Below are 19,045 nucleotides of genomic sequence, written 5' to 3' on the forward strand. Positions count from 1 at the left end.
CGGATCTGTGTCTAGGGTGCCTCTCGATCATCCCGTACCGAATCTCGTATCGGGCGCAGACACACAACGTACGCGACACGGATTTCATCAATTGTCGCTCGCTGGGCCGCGTGTCGCGCCCGGTTGGTCCGACTCGAGAGCCTCGAGAACCGCTTTTGCCGTGGCGACGCCGATCCCTGGGACCTCGGTGATCTGCTCGATAGTTGCCTCCTTGAGTTTGGCGACCGACCCGAAGTGCGTGACCAGGGCCGTGCGGCGAGATTGACCGAGGCCTTTGACCGAGTCCAAGGCGGAGGCGGTCATCCGGCGGGATCGTTTGCTGCGATGAAAAGTGATGGCGAAGCGGTGCGCCTCGTCGCGGACCCGCTGCAGCAGGAACAGGGCCTCGCTGTTGCGCGGCATGATCAACGGGTCGGGTTCGCCTGGGACCCAGACCTCTTCGAGGCGTTTGGCCAGGCCGATGACGGCGACATCGGTGATGCCGAGATCGTCGAGGACCTCGGCGGCCGCCGCGACCTGGGGTGCGCCGCCGTCGACGACATAGAGGTTCGGCGGGTAAGCGAACTTGCGCGGGCGGCCGGTGCGCGGATCGATACCGGGGGCCGGGTTGAGATCGTCCGGATCGAGGGTGCCGTCCAGTCCGTCCTCATCGATTTCGAGCGCGCTCGAATCGGGGTTCGCGAGTTCGTCGTCGCTGGGAACGCTTCGCGCCGCCTGCAATTCGGCGGCTTCCAACTCCTCGCGTTCCTTACGGAGTCGCCAGAACCGCCGCCGGGTCACCTCACGGATGCTGCCGACATCGTCGGAGCGGCCCTCCCCCGCCGCCTCCTTGATGGCGAAGTGGCGGTACTCGGATTTCCGGGGCAGCCCGTCCTCGAACACCACCAGGGAGGCCACCACATCGGTGCCCTGGACGTGACTGATGTCGACGCATTCGATCCGCAGCGGGGCGCTGTCCAGTTCGAGGGCGTCTTGAATATCTTGCAGGGCAGCTGATCTCGAGGTCAGATCGCCGGCGCGCTTGAGTTTGTGCTGGGCCAGCGCGCCCATCGCATTGCGCTGCACGGTTTCGGCGAGGGCTTTCTTGTCGCCGCGCTGGGGAACACGGAGCTTGACGCCCGAGCCGCGCAGCTTGCTCAGCCACTCCTGAATCTGCTCGGCGTCGGCGGGCAGCTCGGGGACGAGCACCTCACGCGGCACCACGGTGGCCGCCTGCTCCTCGACCGACTGCTCGGCCACCGCGACCTGCTCGATGTAGAACTGCGTGAGGAACTGCTCCACCAGGGCGGCCATCTCGCCACCGGCCTCGGGGGCGTCGATGGCGTCACCGGATTTGTCGACCACCCAGCCGCGCTGGCCGCGCACCCGGCCGTCGCGGACGTGGAAGATCTGCACCGAGACCTGGAGTTCGTCGGTGGCGAAGGCGATCACGTCGGCGTCGGTGCCGTCGCCGAGCACCACCGCCTGCTTCTCCAGCGCGCGGCGCAAGGCCTGCACGTCATCGCGCAGGCGGGCGGCGGTCTCGAAATCGAGATCCTCGGCGGCGTCCTGCATGCGCCGTTCCAGTTCCCGGACCATCCGGTCGGTTCGGCCGGCCAGGAAGTCGCAGAAGTCCTCCACGATCTTGCGGTGCTCGTCGGCACTCACGCGCCCGACGCAGGGCGCGGCACACTTGTCGATGTACCCGAGCAGACACGGGCGCCCGATCTGGTTGTGCCGCTTGAAGACTCCGTTCGAACAGGTACGCGCCGGGAACACGCGCAGCAGCAGATCCAAGGTTTCCCGGATCGCCCAGGCGTGGGCGTACGGCCCGAAGTACCGCACACCCTTCTTCCGGGCGCCGCGATAGACGAACAGCCGCGGGAATTCCTCGTTGAGGGTGACCGCGAGCACCGGATAGGACTTGTCGTCGCGATACCGCACGTTGAAGCGCGGATCGAACTCCTTGATCCAGTTGTATTCCAGCTGCAGCGCCTCCACCTCGGTGGAGACGACCGTCCACTCGACGCCGGCCGCGGTGGTGACCATCTGGCGGGTCCGCGGATGCAGCGACGCCACATCGGCGAAGTACGAATTCAGCCTGCTTCGCAGGCTCTTCGCCTTGCCGACATAGATAACCCGCCGATGCGCGTCCCGGAACTTGTACACCCCGGGTCCGACGGGAATCGTCCCCGGCCCAGGCCGGTACGTCGCTGGATCTGCCACCCGAACAGCCTATCGAGTGCCACCGACACCCTTCGCCCGCCAGGTTCGCAGTGGCGGAAGCGTGCGGAATGATCTTGAATATGGCCAACGGGGGGCATGGATCGTTCACAACCGAACAGGCATGTCGTCGTCCGTATTCCGAGCACGAAGGACGAACATGACCGAGCAAGGACTACCGCACTACCCCAACCCCGAGACGGAACTGCCGCAGTACCCCAATCCAGAGCAGGAACTGCCGCAGTACACGAGTCCCGAATACGCGGGCGCGCACTATGCGCATTATCAGCCGAACAACGGCCGGATGCCGGGTGTGGTGCGCGCGGCGCGGGTGATCTCGTTCCTCACGGCCGGACTGGGCTTCGTCCTCACCGTGCTGGTGGGCATGCGATTCGGTGCCGAGAGCGCCGGCGGTATGACCTTCGGTTTTCTGTTCGCCTGGATCATCGCTATTTTCGCGTTCCAGTTCGGCAGTGGCGGGCGTGGAGTCCGAACCACTGTCATCACGTTGTCGATCATCGAGGCCGTCATCGGCCTCGGCGGCATGGCGTCCATGCAGCCTCCGGGCCCGCTCGGCATCATTGTCGGAATCCTGACCGCGTGCCTGATGGGCGGGCAGTCCGCGGCCCGATGGTTCAATCGTCCGCGCTGACGCGACCGGCTGCCGGATGGTCTCCGGAGTGGTTGCGGCGGAGATCTTTCCGTCGCGATCTCCCGACGCTTGTCGGTGATCGGCGTTAAAGTCCGTGCATGAAGCGCACACGCGGTAGGTGGGTTGGCGCTGGGGCGGCGTTGACGCTTGTAGTCGGGATCGTCACCGGGTGTTCCGGGGAGGACGCGCAGGCCGCCGGGCCGTGCGGAGAATCGCCGAACGGAACCCCGGTAACGGCAGCCCCGGCGAGCGGGACCGGGTCGACGAATATCGCGACGAATCCGGAGATCGCGTCCGGATATCGGTCCGGGATGAAAGCCGTCCGGACCAAGACCTACGCGGTGTCCACGGCCAACCCGATTTCCACCAAGGCCGCGTGTGAGGTGCTGAACAAGGGCGGGACGGCGGCGGATGCGCTGATCGCCGCGCAGGCGGTACTCGGGCTCGTCGAGCCGCAGGCCTCCGGGATCGGTGGCGGCGGGTTCCTGCTGTACTACGACGCGGCCAGCAAGGGCATCGAAGCCTATGACGGACGCGAGATCGCGCCGGCGGCGGCCACCGAGAACTATCTGCGCTGGGTCAGCGACGAGGACCGCACCGAACCCAAGCCGAACACCCGGGCCAGTGGACGCTCCATCGGCGTCCCCGGGATTCTGCGGATGCTGGAGCTCGCGCACCGGGAGCACGGGAAGACCTCGTGGCGGGAGTTGTTCGATCCGGCAATCGGCTTGGCGGACCGCGGCTTCGAGATCAGCCCCCGGCTGGCCGGGCAGATCGCCGAGTCCGCGAAAGATCTCGCCACCGACGAAGCGGCCAAGGCGTACTTCCTGAATCCGGACGGGTCTGGGAAGAAGGTCAACACGCTGCTGACCAACCCGGGCATGTCGAAGACGTTGAGCGCCATCGCCTCCGACGGCGCGGACGCGTTCTACACCGGCGCCATCGCGCAGGCCATCGTCGACGCCGCGGCCTCCACCGCCGGTGGGCGCACGGGCGGCCAGCTCACCATGGCCGATCTCGCCGGATATCAGCCGAAGAAGCGCACCGCGCTGTGCTCGGGTTACCGCGTCCACGAGGTCTGCGGCATGCCCGCGCCCTCCTCCGGCGGCAGCACGGTCGCCGCTACGCTGGGCATCCTGGAGAACTTCGATCTGGCCGCACTGAAGCCCGACGCACTCGACGCCAACGGCGGCAAGCCGAAAGCCGAAGCGGTGCACCTGATCGCGGAGGCCGAGCGGCTCGCCTACGCCGACCGCAACAAGTATGTCGCCGACGAGGACTTCATCCCGCTGCCCGGCGGTTCCATGCAGACCCTGATCGACAAGAACTACCTCAAGCAGCGCGCCGGACTGATCAACCCGAGCCGCAGCATGGGCACCGCCCAGCCGGGCGACTTCGGCCCGGTCCCGCTCGGCGTGGGCCAGCAGCCGCCCGAACACGGCACCAGCCACATCTCCGTGGTCGACAAATACGGCAACGCGGCAGCATTGACCACCACCGTCGAATCCGCCTTCGGCTCGTTCCACGTCGTCGACGGCTTCGTCCTCAACAACCAGCTCACCGACTTCGCCGCCGACCCCCTCGGCGCCGACGGCGCACCGGTCGCCAACCGCATCCAGCCGAACAAACGCCCCCGCAGCTCGATGGCCCCGACCCTGGTCTTCGATCGGGCCCCGGACGGCGCGCGTGGCGCCCTCACCCACATCACCGGCTCCCCCGGCGGCTCGGTCATCATCCAGTTCGTCGTCAAAACCCTTGTCGGCCTCCTGGACTGGGGCCTGGACCCGCAACAAGCGGTCTCCGCCGTCTCCTTCGGCGCGGGCAACACCCCGTCCACCGGAATCGGCGGCGAACACCCCGCCATCAACGCGACAAACAAGGGCGATAGCGACCCACTCGTCATCCGCCTGCGCGAAATGGGCCACCAGGTCTCGGTAACACCCCAGGTCAGTGGCCTCAGCACCCTGAAACTCGACCCGAGCGGCGGCTGGATCGGCGGCGCCGACCCCCGCCGCGAAGGAGCCGTCTTCGGCGACGTCCGCTAAGGCCCACCGCCTGAGGCGCAATGCCCCCGCAGCACCGCTGACACCCGAGGCGATCAAGGTGGCCGAGTTGTATGCAAATCGTGCACTTTTCCGGACGAACTTGGCCGAAATCGCCTCAGTTCAGCGAAACTGCACGATCTGCATACTCACTCAGCGGCCTGATCCGCGGTGTACTTCGCGCCGAGCTCGCGGAGGCGGTCCATGGCCTGTGCGGCGTGCGCCTTGTCGTTGGCGCGGATGGCAAGCAGTGGGACGTATTCGTCGTCGACGAGTTCCAGGCGAGCCCAGGACTTCCGGTCCGGGAAGGAGACGCCGATGACGTGTTCCCAGGTGAACAGGTTGTCGCCGAGGATGTTCCGGACCATGACACCCTTGGCGCCGACGCGCAGGCGGGGGCGGGTGAGGGTCAGGATTCCGGCGGCGATGAGGAGGCCGACGCCGATCATGGCGAACTGGTCGATGATCCGGAAGTTCACGCCGGTGGAGCCGGAACGCAGCCAGATACCGCCGATGCCGAAGACCACGACGACCAGGGTCGCGCAGATCCAGGCGGTGCGGACCGAGCGGCGCGGACGCACCTCGAGATCCCATTCGGGGGCGTCCGCGGCCGGTTGCTCACGACGCCAGATACGCACAACGGGCATCGGCTCAGAACGACTCTCGTAGCGCGCGCAGCGTCAGCGCGGCGTCGAGAGCGGCCTGGGCGGCCTGCTCGCCCTTGTCCTCGGCGGAGCCGGGCAGGCCGGCGCGGTCGAGGGCCTGTTCTTCGGTGTTGGTGGTGAGCACACCGTTGGTGACCGGCGTCGCGGCATCGAGCGAAACGCGAGTGAGACCGGCGGTGACCGCATCGCACACGTACTCGAAATGCGGTGTGCCGCCGCGGATCACGACGCCGAGGGCGACCACCGCGTCATGGGTGCGAGCCAATTCCTGGGCGACGACCGGCAGCTCCATGGCGCCCGCGCAGCGGACCGTGGTCACGTGCTGGACGCCGGCTTCCTTGGCCACCCGCTCGGCGTTGGCCACCAGGGTGTCGCAGATCTCGGTGTGCCAGCGCGAGGCGACGATGCCGAGCCGGAGGTCCTTGGCATCCGACAGCTCGAAGCTGGGTACGCCGGTGCCGCTCATTGAAAGCCTTCCTTCGTGGGTCCCGGTATGAGCCGGGGCGGTTACTGTGCCGTCTCGCCGAGGTCGAGCTCGTCCAGCCCGATCAGGTCGTGCCCCATCCGGTCCCGCTTGGTGCGCAGGTACCGCAGGTTTTCGGCGTTGGCGCGCAACGGCATCGGGACCCGCTCGGTGATCCGCAGGCCGTAGCCGTCCAGGCCGACGCGCTTGGCCGGGTTGTTGGTGAGCAGGCGCATGGACTTGATGCCGAGGTCGACCAGGATCTGCGCGCCGGTGCCGTAGTCGCGCGCGTCGGCGGGCAGGCCGAGGTCGAGGTTGGCGTCGACGGTGTCGCGGCCGGAGTCCTGCAGCTGGTAGGCCTGCAGCTTGTGCATCAGGCCGATGCCGCGGCCCTCGTGCCCGCGCATGTACAGCACCACGCCGCGGCCCTCGTTGGCCACCATTTCCAGTGCGGCGTCCAGCTGCGGGCCGCAGTCGCAGCGCAGCGAGCCGAACACGTCGCCGGTGAGGCATTCCGAGTGCACGCGGACCAGCACGTCCTCGCCGTCGCTGATATCGCCGCGCACCAGCGCGACGTGCTCGACGTCGTCGTAGATGCTCTGGTAACCGACTGCGCGGAATTCACCGTGCGCGGTGGGGATGCGGGCCTCGGCGACGCGGACGACCTGCTTCTCGTGCTTGCGCCGCCAGGCGATCATGTCGGCGATGGAGATCAGCGCCAGATCGTGCTCGTCGGCGAAGATACGTAGCTCTTCGGTGCGGGCCATGTGGCCCTCGTCCTTCTGGCTGACGATCTCGCAGATGACACCGGCCGGGCGCAGGCCCGCCATCCGGGACAGGTCGACCGCGGCTTCGGTGTGGCCGGGGCGGCGCAGCACGCCACCGTCCTTGGCGCGCAACGGAACCACGTGACCGGGACGGGTCAGGTCGTCGGCCTTGGCGTCGGGGTCGGCGAGCAGGCGCATGGTGGTGGCGCGGTCGGCGCCGGAGATGCCGGTGGTGATGCCTTCGCGCGCGTCGACCGACACGGTGTAGGCGGTGCCGTGCTTGTCCTGGTTCTGCGCGTACATCGGCGGCAGGCCGAGGCGGTCGCAGTCGTCACCGATGAGCGGCACACAGATGTAGCCGGAGGTGTAGCGAATCATGAAGGCGACCAGCTCGGGGGTGGCCTTCTCCGCCGCGAAGATGAGGTCGCCCTCGTTCTCACGGTCCTCGTCGTCCACGACGACGACGGCCTTACCGGCGGCGATGTCGGCGACTGCGCGCTCGATGGTGTCGAACCTGGTCACGTCAGCTGTGCTCCATATCGAAAGAAGTGCGGTGTCCATTCTGCAGCGCCTGCGGCGCTGCGTGTTCGCGGCCCCTGTTGTCTCGGTTCCGAGCGGCCGAGACTCGCGCCTGCGGCGCCTGCGCTTCGGCCGCTCGGAACCGAGACGGCCGCGAACGGGTCGGTCGTAAGACTCCCTCCGAACGGGCCGGGTCAGACCCGGATGCTGGAACTATCTTCGCACCAGAGGCCGGTACCGGCTCAACCGCGCTGCTGCAATCGTTCGACGTACTTGGCGATCACGTCGACCTCGAGATTGACCTTGGTGCCGACAGCGGCGGCGCCGAGGTTGGTCATGGACAGCGTGGTCGGGATGAGCGACACCTCGAACCAGTCGCGATTGCCGTCGGCGGCGGGGTCCTCGGACTGGCCGAGGCCGGAGACGGTGAGCGAGATCCCGTCGACGGTGATCGAGCCCTTCTGCACCACGTAGCGCGCGATGGCGTCAGGCAGCGAGACGCGCACGACCTCCCAGTTCTCCGAGGGCGTGCGGGCGAGGACGGTGCCGGTGCCGTCGACGTGGCCCTGCACCAGGTGCCCGCCGAGGCGGCTGTTCAGCGCGGCGGCGCGCTCCAGGTTGACCCGCGAGCCGGCGCTGAGGCCGCCGATGCTGGAGCGGTTCAGGGTCTCCTGCATCACGTCGACGGTGAAGCTGTCGCCGTCGATGACGTCCACGACGGTGAGGCAGACGCCGTTGACCGCGATGGAGTCCCCGTGTCCGGCATCGGAGGTGACGAGCTTGCCCCGGATGGTGAGGCGCGCGGCGTCGGCCAGCGGCTCGGTGGCGACGATCTCGCCAAGCTCCTCGACGATGCCTGTGAACATGCGCTGCACTCCCTGGTCGCGTTCGTGTGTCGGTGGGCGGAACAAGCCGGGGCCGGCTGCTATTCCCGCTCGCACCCAGGGTAACGACGCCGGGTCGTAGGTAGGCAGCGCGGTTCCGTCCAGCGGTTCGCCGCCGCCGGAACAGACCGCGGGACCGGCAGGGGGCCGCGTTTCTGTACAGCTATACGAAATTGCCGGGGATTTACCCCAGCGAGATAAACAGACTGCCCAGAATTTCCGCGCATCACGATTGAATCAAGACCATTTCGCACCGGATCGCGAATCCTGCTGGTACCCAGCGGAAAACACGCCTACACATTTCCCTTGCATCCAAACGGAAATGGATGCAATATTGTTATGTACCTGATTCCGACCGTTCAATTCTCGCTCCCGAGACTGACACGAACGGCCTTCTACCAGCAGTTGGAAGCGGATCCTTCATGGTAAATCCACCACACAGCGGGGGTGTTGCGTGACCACTCTTCTCGACGCGACGCTAGAAGTTCGCTGCAGCCAGTACCGCAGCGAATTCCAGATGCCGGCCTCGATCGACCCGGCGTCGCGCCACATCCTGCTGCACATCGGTCAGCACTACGGCGCCATCACCATGCCGTCGGAGTTGGGCGAACAAGTCCAGCGGCAGTTGACCCAGGCGCGGCTCGCCGCACCCGTCGTGCACCACCCCCGGGCCAGGCGATGGACCTTCATCACCGGTCCCGCCCACTCCGAAACACTGAACAAGCACATCTCCGCCGAGCTGTTCCGGCTCTACGCCACCGTCGCCTGCACCGGAAGCCAAGTGGTGCTGCCCTCCCCCGACGACGAACGCACCGGCTACCGCGTCTGGGTCCAGCAGCCCGAGCACGCCACCACCCTGCCACCCATCAGCGCGGTCATCGAGGCCACGCGGGCGCTCGGCACCCGCCGGAAACCGCACTACAACTGAGTTTTTCGACTCACAGCCAGTGTGCCGCGGCCTGATGCCGCAGCTTCTCCACCGTCGCGCCGGGATCGGCCGTGTTGTAGACCGCCGATCCGGCGACGAAGCAGTCGATACCCGCCTCCGCTGCCTGCTCGATGGTGTCGGCGTTGATTCCGCCGTCGATCTCCACGATCAACCGCAGCTCACCGGAGTCGACCAGGTTGCGCACGATGCGCGCCTTCTCCAGCACGTGCGAAATGAACGACTGCCCACCGAATCCCGGCTCCACGCTCATCACCAGCAGTGTGTCGAAGCTCTTCAGGATCTCCAGATACGGCTCGATCGGGGTGTTCGGCTTCACCGACAGCCCGGCCTTCGCACCCGCGGCACGGATGTCGCGCGCCACCGCCACCGGATCGTCGGTGGCTTCCGCGTGGAAGGTCACGTTGTACGCGCCCGCCTCGGCGTACGGCGGCGCCCAGCGACCCGGATCCTCGATCATCAGATGGCAATCCAGCGGAATGTCGGTGGCCTTCAACAGGCTCTGCACCACCGGCAGGCCCAGCGTCAGGTTCGGCACGAAGTGCGCGTCCATCACATCGACGTGCAACCAGTCGGCGGTCGCGACGGCCCGGGTCTCGTCCGCGAGACGAGCGAAGTCGGCGGACAGGATGGAGGGGGCGATCATCGGCTGGGCCGGTCGCGAAAACGTCGGTGTGGACACAACGCCGGAGTGTACCGAGGGGCCCGCACCAGAGCCGAACGTGCCTCCAGACCAGGCAAACTGTGATTGCGGGGCGTAGGAATGGGTAGCCTTCTCAGGGTGATCAATATTTCGGCGGAACAGGGGACCAGCTCCCCGGTGGAGATTCGGGTGGCCGCATCGGTCACACAGCTGCCCATCGTGCGCGGGCTCGCCGAAACTCTCGTGCTGCTCAGCGAATTCACCCTCGACGAGGTCGCCGACATCCGGCTGGCCGTCGACGAGGTGTGCTCCACGCTGATCGCGGTCGCGAAGCCGGGCTCGAGCCTGCAGTGCCGGTTCACCATCGGTGACACCGAGCTACTGGTGCGCGTCAGCGGGCTCGCGGCAGCCGAGGGATTGCCGGACCAGCGCAGCTTCGGCTGGCATGTGCTGCGGACCCTCACCGATTCGGTGCAGGCGACGCAAGACCCGTACGACTCGGCGGCTTCCGGATATCCGACGACGGTGGAGTTCCGTCGCGTCCGGGGGAAGGCGTAGTGGCGGAAGAAGAGACAGTGTTCGACCCGGAGCGCAAGGACGACCAGCCCGGCACCGGCGAAGCACCCGCACCGGCGGCCGATGCCGCGCCACAAGAGGCGGAACCGGCCCCCGAGGAGGCCGAGGAAGACACCGAAATCGTCGAGGAGGTCGGCTCGTCTTCCGGGTACGACGATCTCGGCGCGCTGTTCGAACGGCTCGCCGCCGCGACCGCGGGCACCCCGAAGCACAATGCGCTACGCGACGAACTGATCAGCCGCTGCATCCCGCTCGCCGACCACATCGCCCGCAAATTCAGCGGTCGTGGCGAGCCGTTCGACGACCTCACCCAGGTGGCGCGCGTCGGTCTGGTGCACGCGGTGGACCGGTTCGACCCGGCCCGTGGCTCGAACTTCCTGTCCTTCGCGGTCCCGACGATCATGGGCGAGGTCCGGAGATACTTCCGGGACAACACCTGGGCGATGCGAGTCCCGCGCCGCGTCAAGGAAACTCACCTGCGCATCGGTGCGGCGATCGACGCGCTCTCCCAGACGCTGGGGCGCTCCCCCACCGCCAAGGAGATCGCGGCGCACCTCGATGTCGATCCGGACGAGGTCACCCAGGCGGTGATCGCGGGCAACGCCTACCAGCCGAGCTCGATCGACGCCGCCTCGCTCGGACGCGACACCGACGCCTCGCTGCTGGACACCCTCGGCGAGGAGGAAGGGCAGTTCGAACGGGTCGAGGAGTACGTCGCGATCCGGCCGCTGCTGGCGGGTCTGCCCGAGCGCGAACGCCGCATCCTCACCATGCGTTTCTTCGAGTCGATGACCCAGACCCAGATCGCCAAGCAGATGGGCATCTCCCAGATGCACGTCTCCCGGATCCTGACGAAAACCCTTGCCCGCCTGCGCGAACTGTCGGAGCGCGAGTAGTTACCTCGATTGCTGTTCGCGCTGCTTGCGAAGTTTCGCCGGCGCGGACAGCCACCAGGCCGCGTCCAGCAATTCGCGCAGCTGATCCTCGTGGATGCGGTCCAGGTCGATGAGGATGTACGGATACCCGTCGTAGTGCGGGGTGGTGTAGAAGGTCGGATCGCCCGACGCCAGGAGCGCTTCCTTCTCCACCATCTCGCATTGCAGCACGAGTCCGCCCTCCGCCTCGTCGCGCAACCGCGCGAAACCCTTCTTACCGACCTTCAGCGCCGGGCTCCGCCACCACGTGGATTCCGCCACGCCCGGCAGCTCGGTGGCCAGTTCGACGACGCGTTGCCACGTGATTCCCATACCGCTCAGTCTGCCCCCGGGCCGGCGGCCCGGCTTGGACATTTGGAACAAGACTCCGGCTACAGCGGTTTACGCAGCGCCACCAGGAACATGGCGTCGGTGCCGTGGCGGTGCGGCCACAGCTGTGCGCCCGGGCCGTCGCCGATATCGGTGACACCGGGGAGCAGTTCGCGAGTGTCGAGTTCGACCGCGCCGGAGCGGCGAACGAAATCACCCACGACGGAAACCGTTTCGGCCAGGTGCGGCGAGCAGGTCGAGTAGACGACCACGCCACCCGGACGCAGCAATTCCCATGCGGCGGAAAGCAACTCGCGTTGCAGCACGACCAATTCGCGAACGTCGGCCGGGGTGCGCCGCCACCGCGCCTCTGGACGCCGACGCAGCGCGCCGAGACCGGAGCATGGTGCGTCGACCAGAATGCGGTCGTAGCCCGGGGTCAAGCCGCTGTTCCGGCCGTCCACGACATGGACTTCGACCGGGAGATCCTTCGTGGACTTTCGGACCAGCTCGGCGCGATGCTCGGAAGGCTCGACCGCGTCGACCTTGAATTGGTCGATCGCCGCGAGCGCACCCAACAGGGCCGCCTTGCCGCCCGGTCCCGCGCACAGGTCCAGCCAGCGACCGCCGTCCGGGCCTTCCAGCGGAGCGCGCGTCAAGCTGAGCGCGACCAACTGGCTGCCCTCGTCCTGCACGCTCGCCAGGCGTTCGCGCACCGGCTCCAGCTTTCCGGGGTCGCCGCCGTCGAGGTACACCGCGTACGGCGACCACTTGCCCTCTTCACCCCCGGTGACGAGAGCGAGCTCCTCCGCGGAGATCTCACCCGGCCGCGCGACGAGGTGCACCAGCGGCCGAGCATCATCGGCGGCCAGCAGATCAGCGAGTTCCCCGGCCCGCACCCCGAGCGCGTCCGCGAACGCCTGCGCGATCCACACCGGATGCGCGAACTCGAAAGCCAAGCGCCCCACCGGATCCGCCGGGGCCAACTCCTCGACCCACTGCTCGGCCGTCTTCTCCCCCGCCCGGCGCAGCACGGCGTTCACAAAACCGGAACGCCCCTGCCCGAACTCGTTGCGCGCCATCGCCACCGAGGTGTCGACCGCGGCATGCGCCCCGATCCGAGTACGCAACAACTGATACACGCCCAGCCGCATCACATCCAGCAATCCGCCGTCGATCTCCTCGACCGGCCGACCCGAACCGGCTTCGATCACCGCGTCGAGCAATCCAAGCGACCGGCACGCACCGTAGGTGAGCTCCGTCGCCAGCGCCGCATCACGACCCGAGATCCCGCGCTCCCGAAGCAAAGTCGGCAGCACCAGGTTCGCGTATGCGTCCCGTTCCCGCACGGCCCGCAGAACATCCCGCGCAACCAGCCGCACCGGGTCTACACCGCTCCGGCTACCCGGCTGGGCGGTCTCCCGATCCTTCTGCGGTGCACCAGCTTTCGAACCGCCGGATTTACCTGCCGACTTGGGCACTGAACGACCGCCCTGGCCTTGCCCTTTCGGGCCGCCGGACCCATCGGTCGACTTCAGTCCGGAACGACTTGCGCGGCCATCACCTCGCGGACCGGAAGCCCGGCTGTCCGACCGCGTACTCGCCTTCGCCCCACCGGTCGTTCCGTTTGCAGACCGGCGCGGTTGATCACCGGCTGGTGCGTCCGCTCCACGATCGAAGGACCCGATCCGCCCAACGGCCTTGCGGGGTGCGGCGTTTCCGCGCGCGCCCCGCTTGCTGTCGTCCGGACCGGCCGAATCCTTATTACGTTCTCGCGCCCTGCGCCTATCCTCGGCACTCATACCTGCTCCTCGCTGTTGCTCGGTTCCGGCATGACTGCCGAAGCAGCTGCGCCCTGTGTCAGATCTGTCATTCGAACACCGCGCCGGGCTCCAGCCGGGCGCCGCGGGCCCAGTCGAGGGCGGCCATCATGCGTTTGCCTTGGGGCTGGACCTGGTCGAGGCGGACCGCGGTGGTGGCGGTGCCGACGAAGACGCCGGTTTTGCGGACCTCGATGGTGCGCGCGGGCAGGTCCTCTTCGACCATTTCGACGGGGCCGAGTTTGAGGCGGGTGCCGGCGATCTCGGTCCAGGCGCCGGGGGCCGGGGTGACGGCGCGGATGCGGCGGGTGATGTTCAGGGCCGGTTGGTCCCAGCGGATGTGCCCGTCCTCGGCATTCACCTTGGGGGCGTGCGAGACACCCTCGGTCGGTTGCGGGACCGCTTGCAGCGCACCGTCTTCCACACCGTCGAGGGTGGTTTCGAGCAGGCGGGCGCCGCTGTCGGCGAGCCGTTCCAGCAGGATGCCCGCGGTGTCGGTGACCTGAATCTTCTCGGTGACCACGCCGAAGACCGGGCCGGTGTCCAGGCCCGCCTCGATCTGGAAGGTGGAGGCGCCGGTGAACTCGTCACCGGCGTCGATGGCGGCCTGCACGGGGGCCGCGCCGCGCCAGGCGGGCAGCAGCGAGAAGTGCAGGTTGATCCAGCCGAAGCGGGGGACGTCGAGTACCCGCTGCGGCAGCAGGGCGCCGTAGGCGACGACCGGGCAGCAGTCGGGCGCCAATTCGGTGAGCTGGTCGATGAATTCGGGCTCGGCGGGTCGGCGCGGGGTGAGCACGGGGATGCCGTGCTCGTCGGCCAGCTGCCCGACCGGGGAGCGCTTCACCTTGCGGCCCCGGCCGGCGACGGCGTCGGGCCGGGTGACCACGGCAACTACTTCGTGCCGGGTCGAGTCGATGAACCGCTGCAGCGACGGCACCGCCGGTTCGGGCGTGCCCGCGAAGACGATGCGCATCAGCGACCACGCCCGAACGGGTTCGGCTTCGCGTAGCGGTTGCTTGCAGGCCGCTCGAAAGGGCCAGCCGCGTCACTGCTGCCGCGCGAGGCGCGGACGGTGATTCCCGCGGTGAACCAGTCCGATTCCCGTATGCCGCGCATCGCTTCCTTCCGGTCGGCCGGGTCGAGGCGGTCGATGAACAGCACCCCGTCCAGGTGGTCGTTCTCGTGCTGCACACAGCGCGACAGCAGCTCGGTGGCATCGAACGCCACCGGCTTACCCTTCATATCCACACCGGAGACCCGCACCCGCAGCGCCCGCCGCACGTCATAGCGCAGCCCGGGAATCGACAGGCAGCCTTCCGGCCCGACCTGTTCCTCGTCACCTTCGACGGTGTACACCGGGTTCACCACGTGCCCCTGCGCATCCCCGGTGTCATAGACGAAGACTCGCAACCCGACGCCGATCTGCGGCGCGGCCATCCCGACTCCACCATCGTCATACATGGTGTCGGTCAGGTCTTCGACGAGCTGACGCAACTCCCGATCGAATTCGGTGACCTCCGCCGCCCGGGCGCGAAGAATCGGATCGCCGAACAGGCGAACGGGCTGAATGGTCACGGCGGCTCCCGGCAAACGGTGGATACGGTCGTCTCATTCTAATGAGCGACGCCGATCACTCCGATATCCCCGATACCAAGCCCTGGAACTGGTACAACTCCGGAAGCGGTCCGGGCGGGGTGTCGATCCCTCCGCCCGGCCGCCCAAGTCACGGCTACACCTCGCTGACGCTCGGTTCCGCCGCGCCCCGGGCGCAGTGTCTATGGTTCGCTCGCGCGCTCGCTCACGGGTCACGAATTACCGGCGATGATCACCTGCGGGATGCCGGTGCCCAGCGGAACCGCGCGGCACACCGGGGCGGGGCTGCCCGGATCCAGCACTTGCACCAGCAGGTCTTGGACGAACGGGTCGTAGACCATGTGGAAGTGCCCGGTCAGATCGCTGGGGCACAGGTCCTGCAAGACGAGGTTGCGGGCGCCCGGGCCGCGCAGTGCGATGTTGTCGAAGGGCTGGATCATTTCGTCGACGCGGCTGCCGATGGTCACGTACTTCGGGCCGGGGACGGTGTCGCCGCCCGCGTTGAGTTCGGTCATCACCGGCGAGCCCTGCACCTGCTGCACCGCGGCCAGCGAGGTGACCTTCACGAACGCGTCCAGAATGCCGACCGCCTGCACGACCGGCACCAGCCCGTACATGACGCCGCCATAGCTGGGCGAGGCCAAGCCGACCCACTGGCCGACCTTCGGCGCACCGCCGAGCTGGTTGACCCAGTACCGGGTCACGTTGGCGCCCTGCGAGAATCCGACCAGGTCGATCTGGGTCGCGTGCGTCGCCGCCAGCACCGAATCGACGAAATCACCGAGCTGGCGGGCACTGACCCGGACGTCCTCGGTACCGTAGCTGTCGGCACCCGGCGCGCCGCCGTAGTTCAGCGCGAAAACGCACATCCCGGCCGCCACCAGCTTGGGGCCGATGGCCGAATAGTCGGAGTAGGCACTGGAGTCGGTGCCGTGCGCGAGCACTACCGGGCGCGGGTGCGCGGCGCTCGGGGCACACTCGAAGTTGTTGACGCCCAGCGGAACCGAGCCGGGGTGCGTCTTCTGGTAGATGGCGGATGCCAGGTGATCGGTTTGTACCGGACCGGGGATGGTCGGCACATCTGCTGCACGATAGGGCGCTACTTCGACGACCGGCGCCGGTTCGGCGAGGGCGGGCGCCGCGCCGGAGCCGAGCAAGCCGGCTCCGGCTATGGCGATAGCCGCTCTCATCAACTGTGACTTACCCCAACCCCACGGGCCCTCAGGCTGTTCCATTCCACAATTATTTACCGAACTCGGGTGAAATGCCTGCGCTAGCGGGGTGTTTCGTGCCTAAGACTTTTCGGGGCTATCGTCTTCGGCGAGAATCCGGTAGAGCGCCCGGCGCGCCTCGGTGAGCACCTCGGCCGCCTTGGCCGCCTGCTCCGGTGTGCCGGCCGCCGCGACCTGAGCCGCCGCGCCCATCAGTGCGCCGATCAGTGCGCGCAGGTCGATCGCCTGATCGCCCACGTCGCCCTTGACGTCGGCCCACGGATCGCCCAGCTCCTCGCGGTTTTCGGTGACGAATGCGGTGCCGGCCTCGGTCAGTTGCGCGGTCTTGCGACCGGCCACTTTCTCGATGAGCACCAGGCCCTCGTCCTCCAGCTGCGCGAGCGCGGGGTAGATCGAGCCCGGGCTGGGACGCCAGACGTCGTCGCTGCGTTCGCGGATCTGCTGGATCAACTCGTAGCCGTGCATCGGGCGCTCGGTGAGCAACAGCAGGACCGCCGCGCGCACATCGCCGCGCCGGCCGCGACCACCACGGCCACGTCCGCGACCGAAGTGCGGGCCGAAACCGGGGCCGAAACCGCCGGGCCCGAACTCGGGGCCGAAGCCGCGCCGGCCGTGGCGGGGGTGCATGCCCCGCTCCGGGCCGCATTCCTCGGCTCCGGGGCGGCGGCGACGTCCGCGCCGGCCGAAGTCTCTGTTCTCCATGTTCTCGATGTTTTCCATGACTGCCTCCTCAGGCTTTCGTGTGTATCTCATGTTATCGACGATATATCGACAATCTATCCAACGCAAGGTTCGTGTCGAGAATTCCTTGCCACACAGAAAAGGCGCGCCCCGATACGGGACGCGCCTCTGGAAGTGGCGGAGCTAGAGCGAGTCGATCCAGTCCTGCAGCCGTTTCCCCTCGGCGACCATCAACTCGGGATCACGAAAAGCGTTCGTGAGCAGGGAAATCCCCTGATAGGAGGCGATCAGCGCGATCCCGAGCTGCTTGCCGTCGGCGCGCCCCATGGCTTCGAATTGCTCCGCGGCATAGTCGACCAGCGCCTGCATCACCTCGCTGGCCCGGCCTTCGAGCGGGTCGTCCCGCTTGTGCAGTTCCGCTGTCAGCGAACCGAACGGGCACCCGTAGCGCGCCGCCAGCTCCCGCTCCTGCACCCAGCCATCGATGAGCCGCTTCAGCCGATCCCGCGGGGACTCGAGGCGATTCAGTTCCGCGATCAGCTGGTCCAGAGTCCGGGCGTGTGCGCCGATGGCGGCCTCGATGAGCTGGTCTTTCGTCTTGAAGTAGTAGTAGACGTTGCCGACCGGAACCTCGGCCACCCGGGCGATGTCGGCGATGGTGGTCTTCTCCACTCCCCGCTCGTAGAACACGCGGACGGCAGCCTCGATCAGGCGTTCCCGTTTGCCGGGCTTGGTACCGGCCACTGAGTTGGTCACCCAACTAACTGTAGACAACCCGCTCATCGTGCGCTAGCTTCTTGTTAGTCAGTCAACTAACTCGGGAGTTCGAACAATGATCGTGGTAACCGGAGCAACCGGAAATGTGGGACGTCCGCTGGTGCGGATGCTGGCCGAGGCGGGCGAAAAGGTGACGGCGGTATCCCGCACCCTGCCCGCCGAACTGCCGGAGGGCGTTCAGGCCGTAAGCGCTGACGTGACCGAGGTCGGCAGCCTTCCCTTCCACGGCGCGGAGCAGCTGTTCCTGCTCTTCGCCCCCGGCTCGTTCGCGGCGGACGTACCCGCAATCCTCACCGCCGCAAAGGATTCCGGAGTACGCCGCGTGGTGCTGCTGTCTTCCCAGGGCGTGGGCACCCGCCCCGAGAGCGCCTCACACGGGCAGTTCGGCAAGGCGGTCGAAACCGCCGTCCAGAATTCGGGCCTGGAGTGGACCATCCTGCGCCCCAGCGGATTTCAGTCGAACACCTTCGCCTGGGCCGATTCCGTCCGCGAGCAGCGCGTCGTCGCCGCACCCTTCGGCGACGTCGCCATCCCGTTCGTCGATCCGGACGACATCGCGGCGATGGCCGCGGCCGCGTTGCTGGAAGACGGTCACGCCGGGCGTACCTACGTGCTGACCGGCCCCGAGCCGGAGTCTCCGCGCGAGCGCACCCGCGACCTCGGCGAACTCCTCGGTGAGACAGTGCGTTTCGTGGAGCAGACCCCGGAGGAGGCGCGTGCGCAAATGCTCGCGTTCATGCCGCCCGAGGTCGCCGACACCACCCTGGCCATCCTCGGCGCACCCACCGACGAGGAACTCCAGATCAGCCCCGACGTCGAGCGAGTCCTGGGCCGCGCACCCCTCCCCTACGCCGCCTGGGCCGCCCGCAATCTGCCTGCCTTCCGCTGAGGGTCCGCCTCGGCCCGGCGAAAACCGAATGCGCACAGGCACGTCGGCGATCTAGCGTTGGGCCCATGGCAATCAGCAAGAAGGGGAAGCGCAGGATCGTGGTCGGAGACCGCGAGTTCCTGTGGTGGGTCAAGGAGGACTGGGAAAACTACAACGCCCCGGGCACGCCCACACTCACGATCATTTCGGCGAACCGGCGCGTCGTAGTCCGGTATGTCCTGGCACAACCCGAAGAAACCCGGCACGTCGTCGTGCTCGGACCCGAGTTCCGGGGGATCACCCAGCCCGGCCCGCATCGCCGTTTCCGGTGCCCGGCGTTCGGACTGCCCGGGGAGGTGCGACCAGCCGATATCGCGGAACTGATCAGCTGGTGCACCGAGACCGGAGAGCTGCCGGATCTGTACGAGCGGCAAGGCAACCTCGTTGCCGCAGCTGCGGGTTGAGCGGGGT

20 protein-coding genes are annotated in these 19,045 nt (G+C 67.6%); 7 read left to right on the plus strand and 13 right to left on the minus strand.

Going from position 1 to position 19,045, the window contains the following annotated elements; translation table 11 throughout:
- Positions 1–87: 87 nt before the first annotated feature.
- The gene (gene uvrC, locus IBX22_RS03735) at positions 88–2,205 is read right to left on the minus strand and encodes an excinuclease ABC subunit UvrC (protein WP_194813970.1); all 2,118 of its coding nucleotides are present in this window, start codon (positions 2,203–2,205) and stop codon (positions 88–90) included.
- A 157-nt stretch (positions 2,206–2,362) separates the two neighbouring features.
- Here uvrC and IBX22_RS03740 point away from each other — a divergent pair, with 157 nt between their 5' ends.
- Positions 2,363–2,854 (plus strand): hypothetical protein, encoded by a 492-nt coding sequence (locus IBX22_RS03740; protein ID WP_194813971.1) that lies wholly within the window; start codon positions 2,363–2,365, stop codon positions 2,852–2,854.
- Between the two features lie 98 nt (positions 2,855–2,952).
- Positions 2,953–4,899: a gamma-glutamyltransferase family protein gene (locus tag IBX22_RS03745; protein ID WP_194813972.1), complete on the plus strand. Its 1,947-nt coding sequence runs from the start codon at positions 2,953–2,955 to the stop codon at positions 4,897–4,899.
- Positions 4,900–5,045: 146 nt separating this feature from the next.
- Here IBX22_RS03745 and IBX22_RS03750 read toward each other — a convergent pair whose 3' ends face one another.
- The 4 genes from IBX22_RS03750 to IBX22_RS03765 form a co-directional block, all read right to left on the minus strand.
- A complete protein-coding gene (locus IBX22_RS03750) occupies positions 5,046–5,543 on the minus strand; it encodes a PH domain-containing protein (RefSeq protein ID WP_194813973.1) in 498 nt (165 codons plus the stop codon).
- 4 nt (positions 5,544–5,547) lie between these two features.
- The gene (gene ribH, locus IBX22_RS03755) at positions 5,548–6,027 is read right to left on the minus strand and encodes a 6,7-dimethyl-8-ribityllumazine synthase (protein ID WP_194813974.1); all 480 of its coding nucleotides are present in this window, start codon (positions 6,025–6,027) and stop codon (positions 5,548–5,550) included.
- Between the two features lie 41 nt (positions 6,028–6,068).
- Entirely contained in the window at positions 6,069–7,313 is a 1,245-nt protein-coding gene (locus IBX22_RS03760) for a bifunctional 3,4-dihydroxy-2-butanone-4-phosphate synthase/GTP cyclohydrolase II (protein WP_194813975.1), read from the minus strand.
- Positions 7,314–7,552: 239 nt separating this feature from the next.
- Entirely contained in the window at positions 7,553–8,176 is a 624-nt protein-coding gene (locus tag IBX22_RS03765; protein WP_194813976.1) for a riboflavin synthase, read from the minus strand.
- Between the two features lie 472 nt (positions 8,177–8,648).
- On the opposite strand from IBX22_RS03765, the gene IBX22_RS03770 reads away from it, so the two are divergent.
- Positions 8,649–9,122: a hypothetical protein gene (locus tag IBX22_RS03770; protein ID WP_194813977.1), complete on the plus strand. Its 474-nt coding sequence runs from the start codon at positions 8,649–8,651 to the stop codon at positions 9,120–9,122.
- Between the two features lie 10 nt (positions 9,123–9,132).
- Here IBX22_RS03770 and rpe read toward each other — a convergent pair whose 3' ends face one another.
- The gene (gene rpe / locus IBX22_RS03775) at positions 9,133–9,786 is read right to left on the minus strand and encodes a ribulose-phosphate 3-epimerase (protein WP_194815556.1); all 654 of its coding nucleotides are present in this window, start codon (positions 9,784–9,786) and stop codon (positions 9,133–9,135) included.
- Between the two features lie 135 nt (positions 9,787–9,921).
- Between rpe and IBX22_RS03780 the strand changes: the two genes are divergently transcribed.
- Both IBX22_RS03780 and IBX22_RS03785 read left to right on the plus strand, forming a co-directional pair.
- On the plus strand, positions 9,922–10,341 hold the full coding sequence (locus IBX22_RS03780) for an anti-sigma factor (protein WP_194813978.1): 420 nt from the start codon (positions 9,922–9,924) through the stop codon (positions 10,339–10,341).
- Positions 10,341–11,255: an RNA polymerase sigma factor SigF gene (locus IBX22_RS03785; protein WP_194813979.1), complete on the plus strand. Its 915-nt coding sequence runs from the start codon at positions 10,341–10,343 to the stop codon at positions 11,253–11,255. Before IBX22_RS03780 ends, IBX22_RS03785 begins: the two co-directional genes overlap by 1 nt.
- Here the strand turns inward: IBX22_RS03785 and IBX22_RS03790 are convergent, their stop codons facing one another.
- The 7 genes from IBX22_RS03790 to IBX22_RS03820 all read right to left on the minus strand — a co-directional run bounded on the left by IBX22_RS03790 (position 11,256) and on the right by IBX22_RS03820 (position 17,685).
- Positions 11,256–11,606, minus strand: coding sequence for an MmcQ/YjbR family DNA-binding protein (locus tag IBX22_RS03790; RefSeq protein ID WP_194813980.1), 351 nt, complete (start codon positions 11,604–11,606; stop codon positions 11,256–11,258).
- A 59-nt stretch (positions 11,607–11,665) separates the two neighbouring features.
- Positions 11,666–13,084, minus strand: coding sequence for a transcription antitermination factor NusB (locus IBX22_RS03795; protein WP_309234410.1), 1,419 nt, complete (start codon positions 13,082–13,084; stop codon positions 11,666–11,668).
- A 388-nt stretch (positions 13,085–13,472) separates the two neighbouring features.
- A complete protein-coding gene (gene fmt, locus IBX22_RS03800; RefSeq protein ID WP_194813981.1) occupies positions 13,473–14,396 on the minus strand; it encodes a methionyl-tRNA formyltransferase in 924 nt (307 codons plus the stop codon).
- Positions 14,396–14,998, minus strand: a complete 603-nt coding sequence (gene def, locus IBX22_RS03805) for a peptide deformylase (RefSeq protein WP_194813982.1) — start codon at positions 14,996–14,998, stop codon at positions 14,396–14,398. Before def ends, fmt begins: the two co-directional genes overlap by 1 nt.
- Positions 14,999–15,228: 230 nt before the next feature.
- Positions 15,229–16,206 (minus strand): alpha/beta fold hydrolase, encoded by a 978-nt coding sequence (locus IBX22_RS03810; RefSeq protein ID WP_194815558.1) that lies wholly within the window; start codon positions 16,204–16,206, stop codon positions 15,229–15,231.
- 102 nt (positions 16,207–16,308) lie between these two features.
- Positions 16,309–16,950, minus strand: coding sequence for a PadR family transcriptional regulator (locus tag IBX22_RS03815; RefSeq protein WP_194815559.1), 642 nt, complete (start codon positions 16,948–16,950; stop codon positions 16,309–16,311).
- A gap of 162 nt (positions 16,951–17,112) precedes the next feature.
- Positions 17,113–17,685, minus strand: coding sequence for a TetR/AcrR family transcriptional regulator (locus tag IBX22_RS03820; RefSeq protein WP_309234411.1), 573 nt, complete (start codon positions 17,683–17,685; stop codon positions 17,113–17,115).
- A 76-nt stretch (positions 17,686–17,761) separates the two neighbouring features.
- On the opposite strand from IBX22_RS03820, the gene IBX22_RS03825 reads away from it, so the two are divergent.
- Positions 17,762–18,595 carry an NAD(P)H-binding protein gene (locus IBX22_RS03825; protein ID WP_194813984.1) on the plus strand — a complete coding sequence of 278 codons (834 nt, stop codon included), beginning with the start codon at positions 17,762–17,764 and terminating at the stop codon, positions 18,593–18,595.
- A gap of 65 nt (positions 18,596–18,660) precedes the next feature.
- The gene (locus IBX22_RS03830; protein WP_194813985.1) at positions 18,661–19,038 is read left to right on the plus strand and encodes a hypothetical protein; all 378 of its coding nucleotides are present in this window, start codon (positions 18,661–18,663) and stop codon (positions 19,036–19,038) included.
- The last annotated feature ends 7 nt before the right edge of the window (positions 19,039–19,045 follow it).

This window comes from Nocardia sp. XZ_19_385 (assembly GCF_015355755.1).
Classification (GTDB): domain Bacteria; phylum Actinomycetota; class Actinomycetes; order Mycobacteriales; family Mycobacteriaceae; genus Nocardia.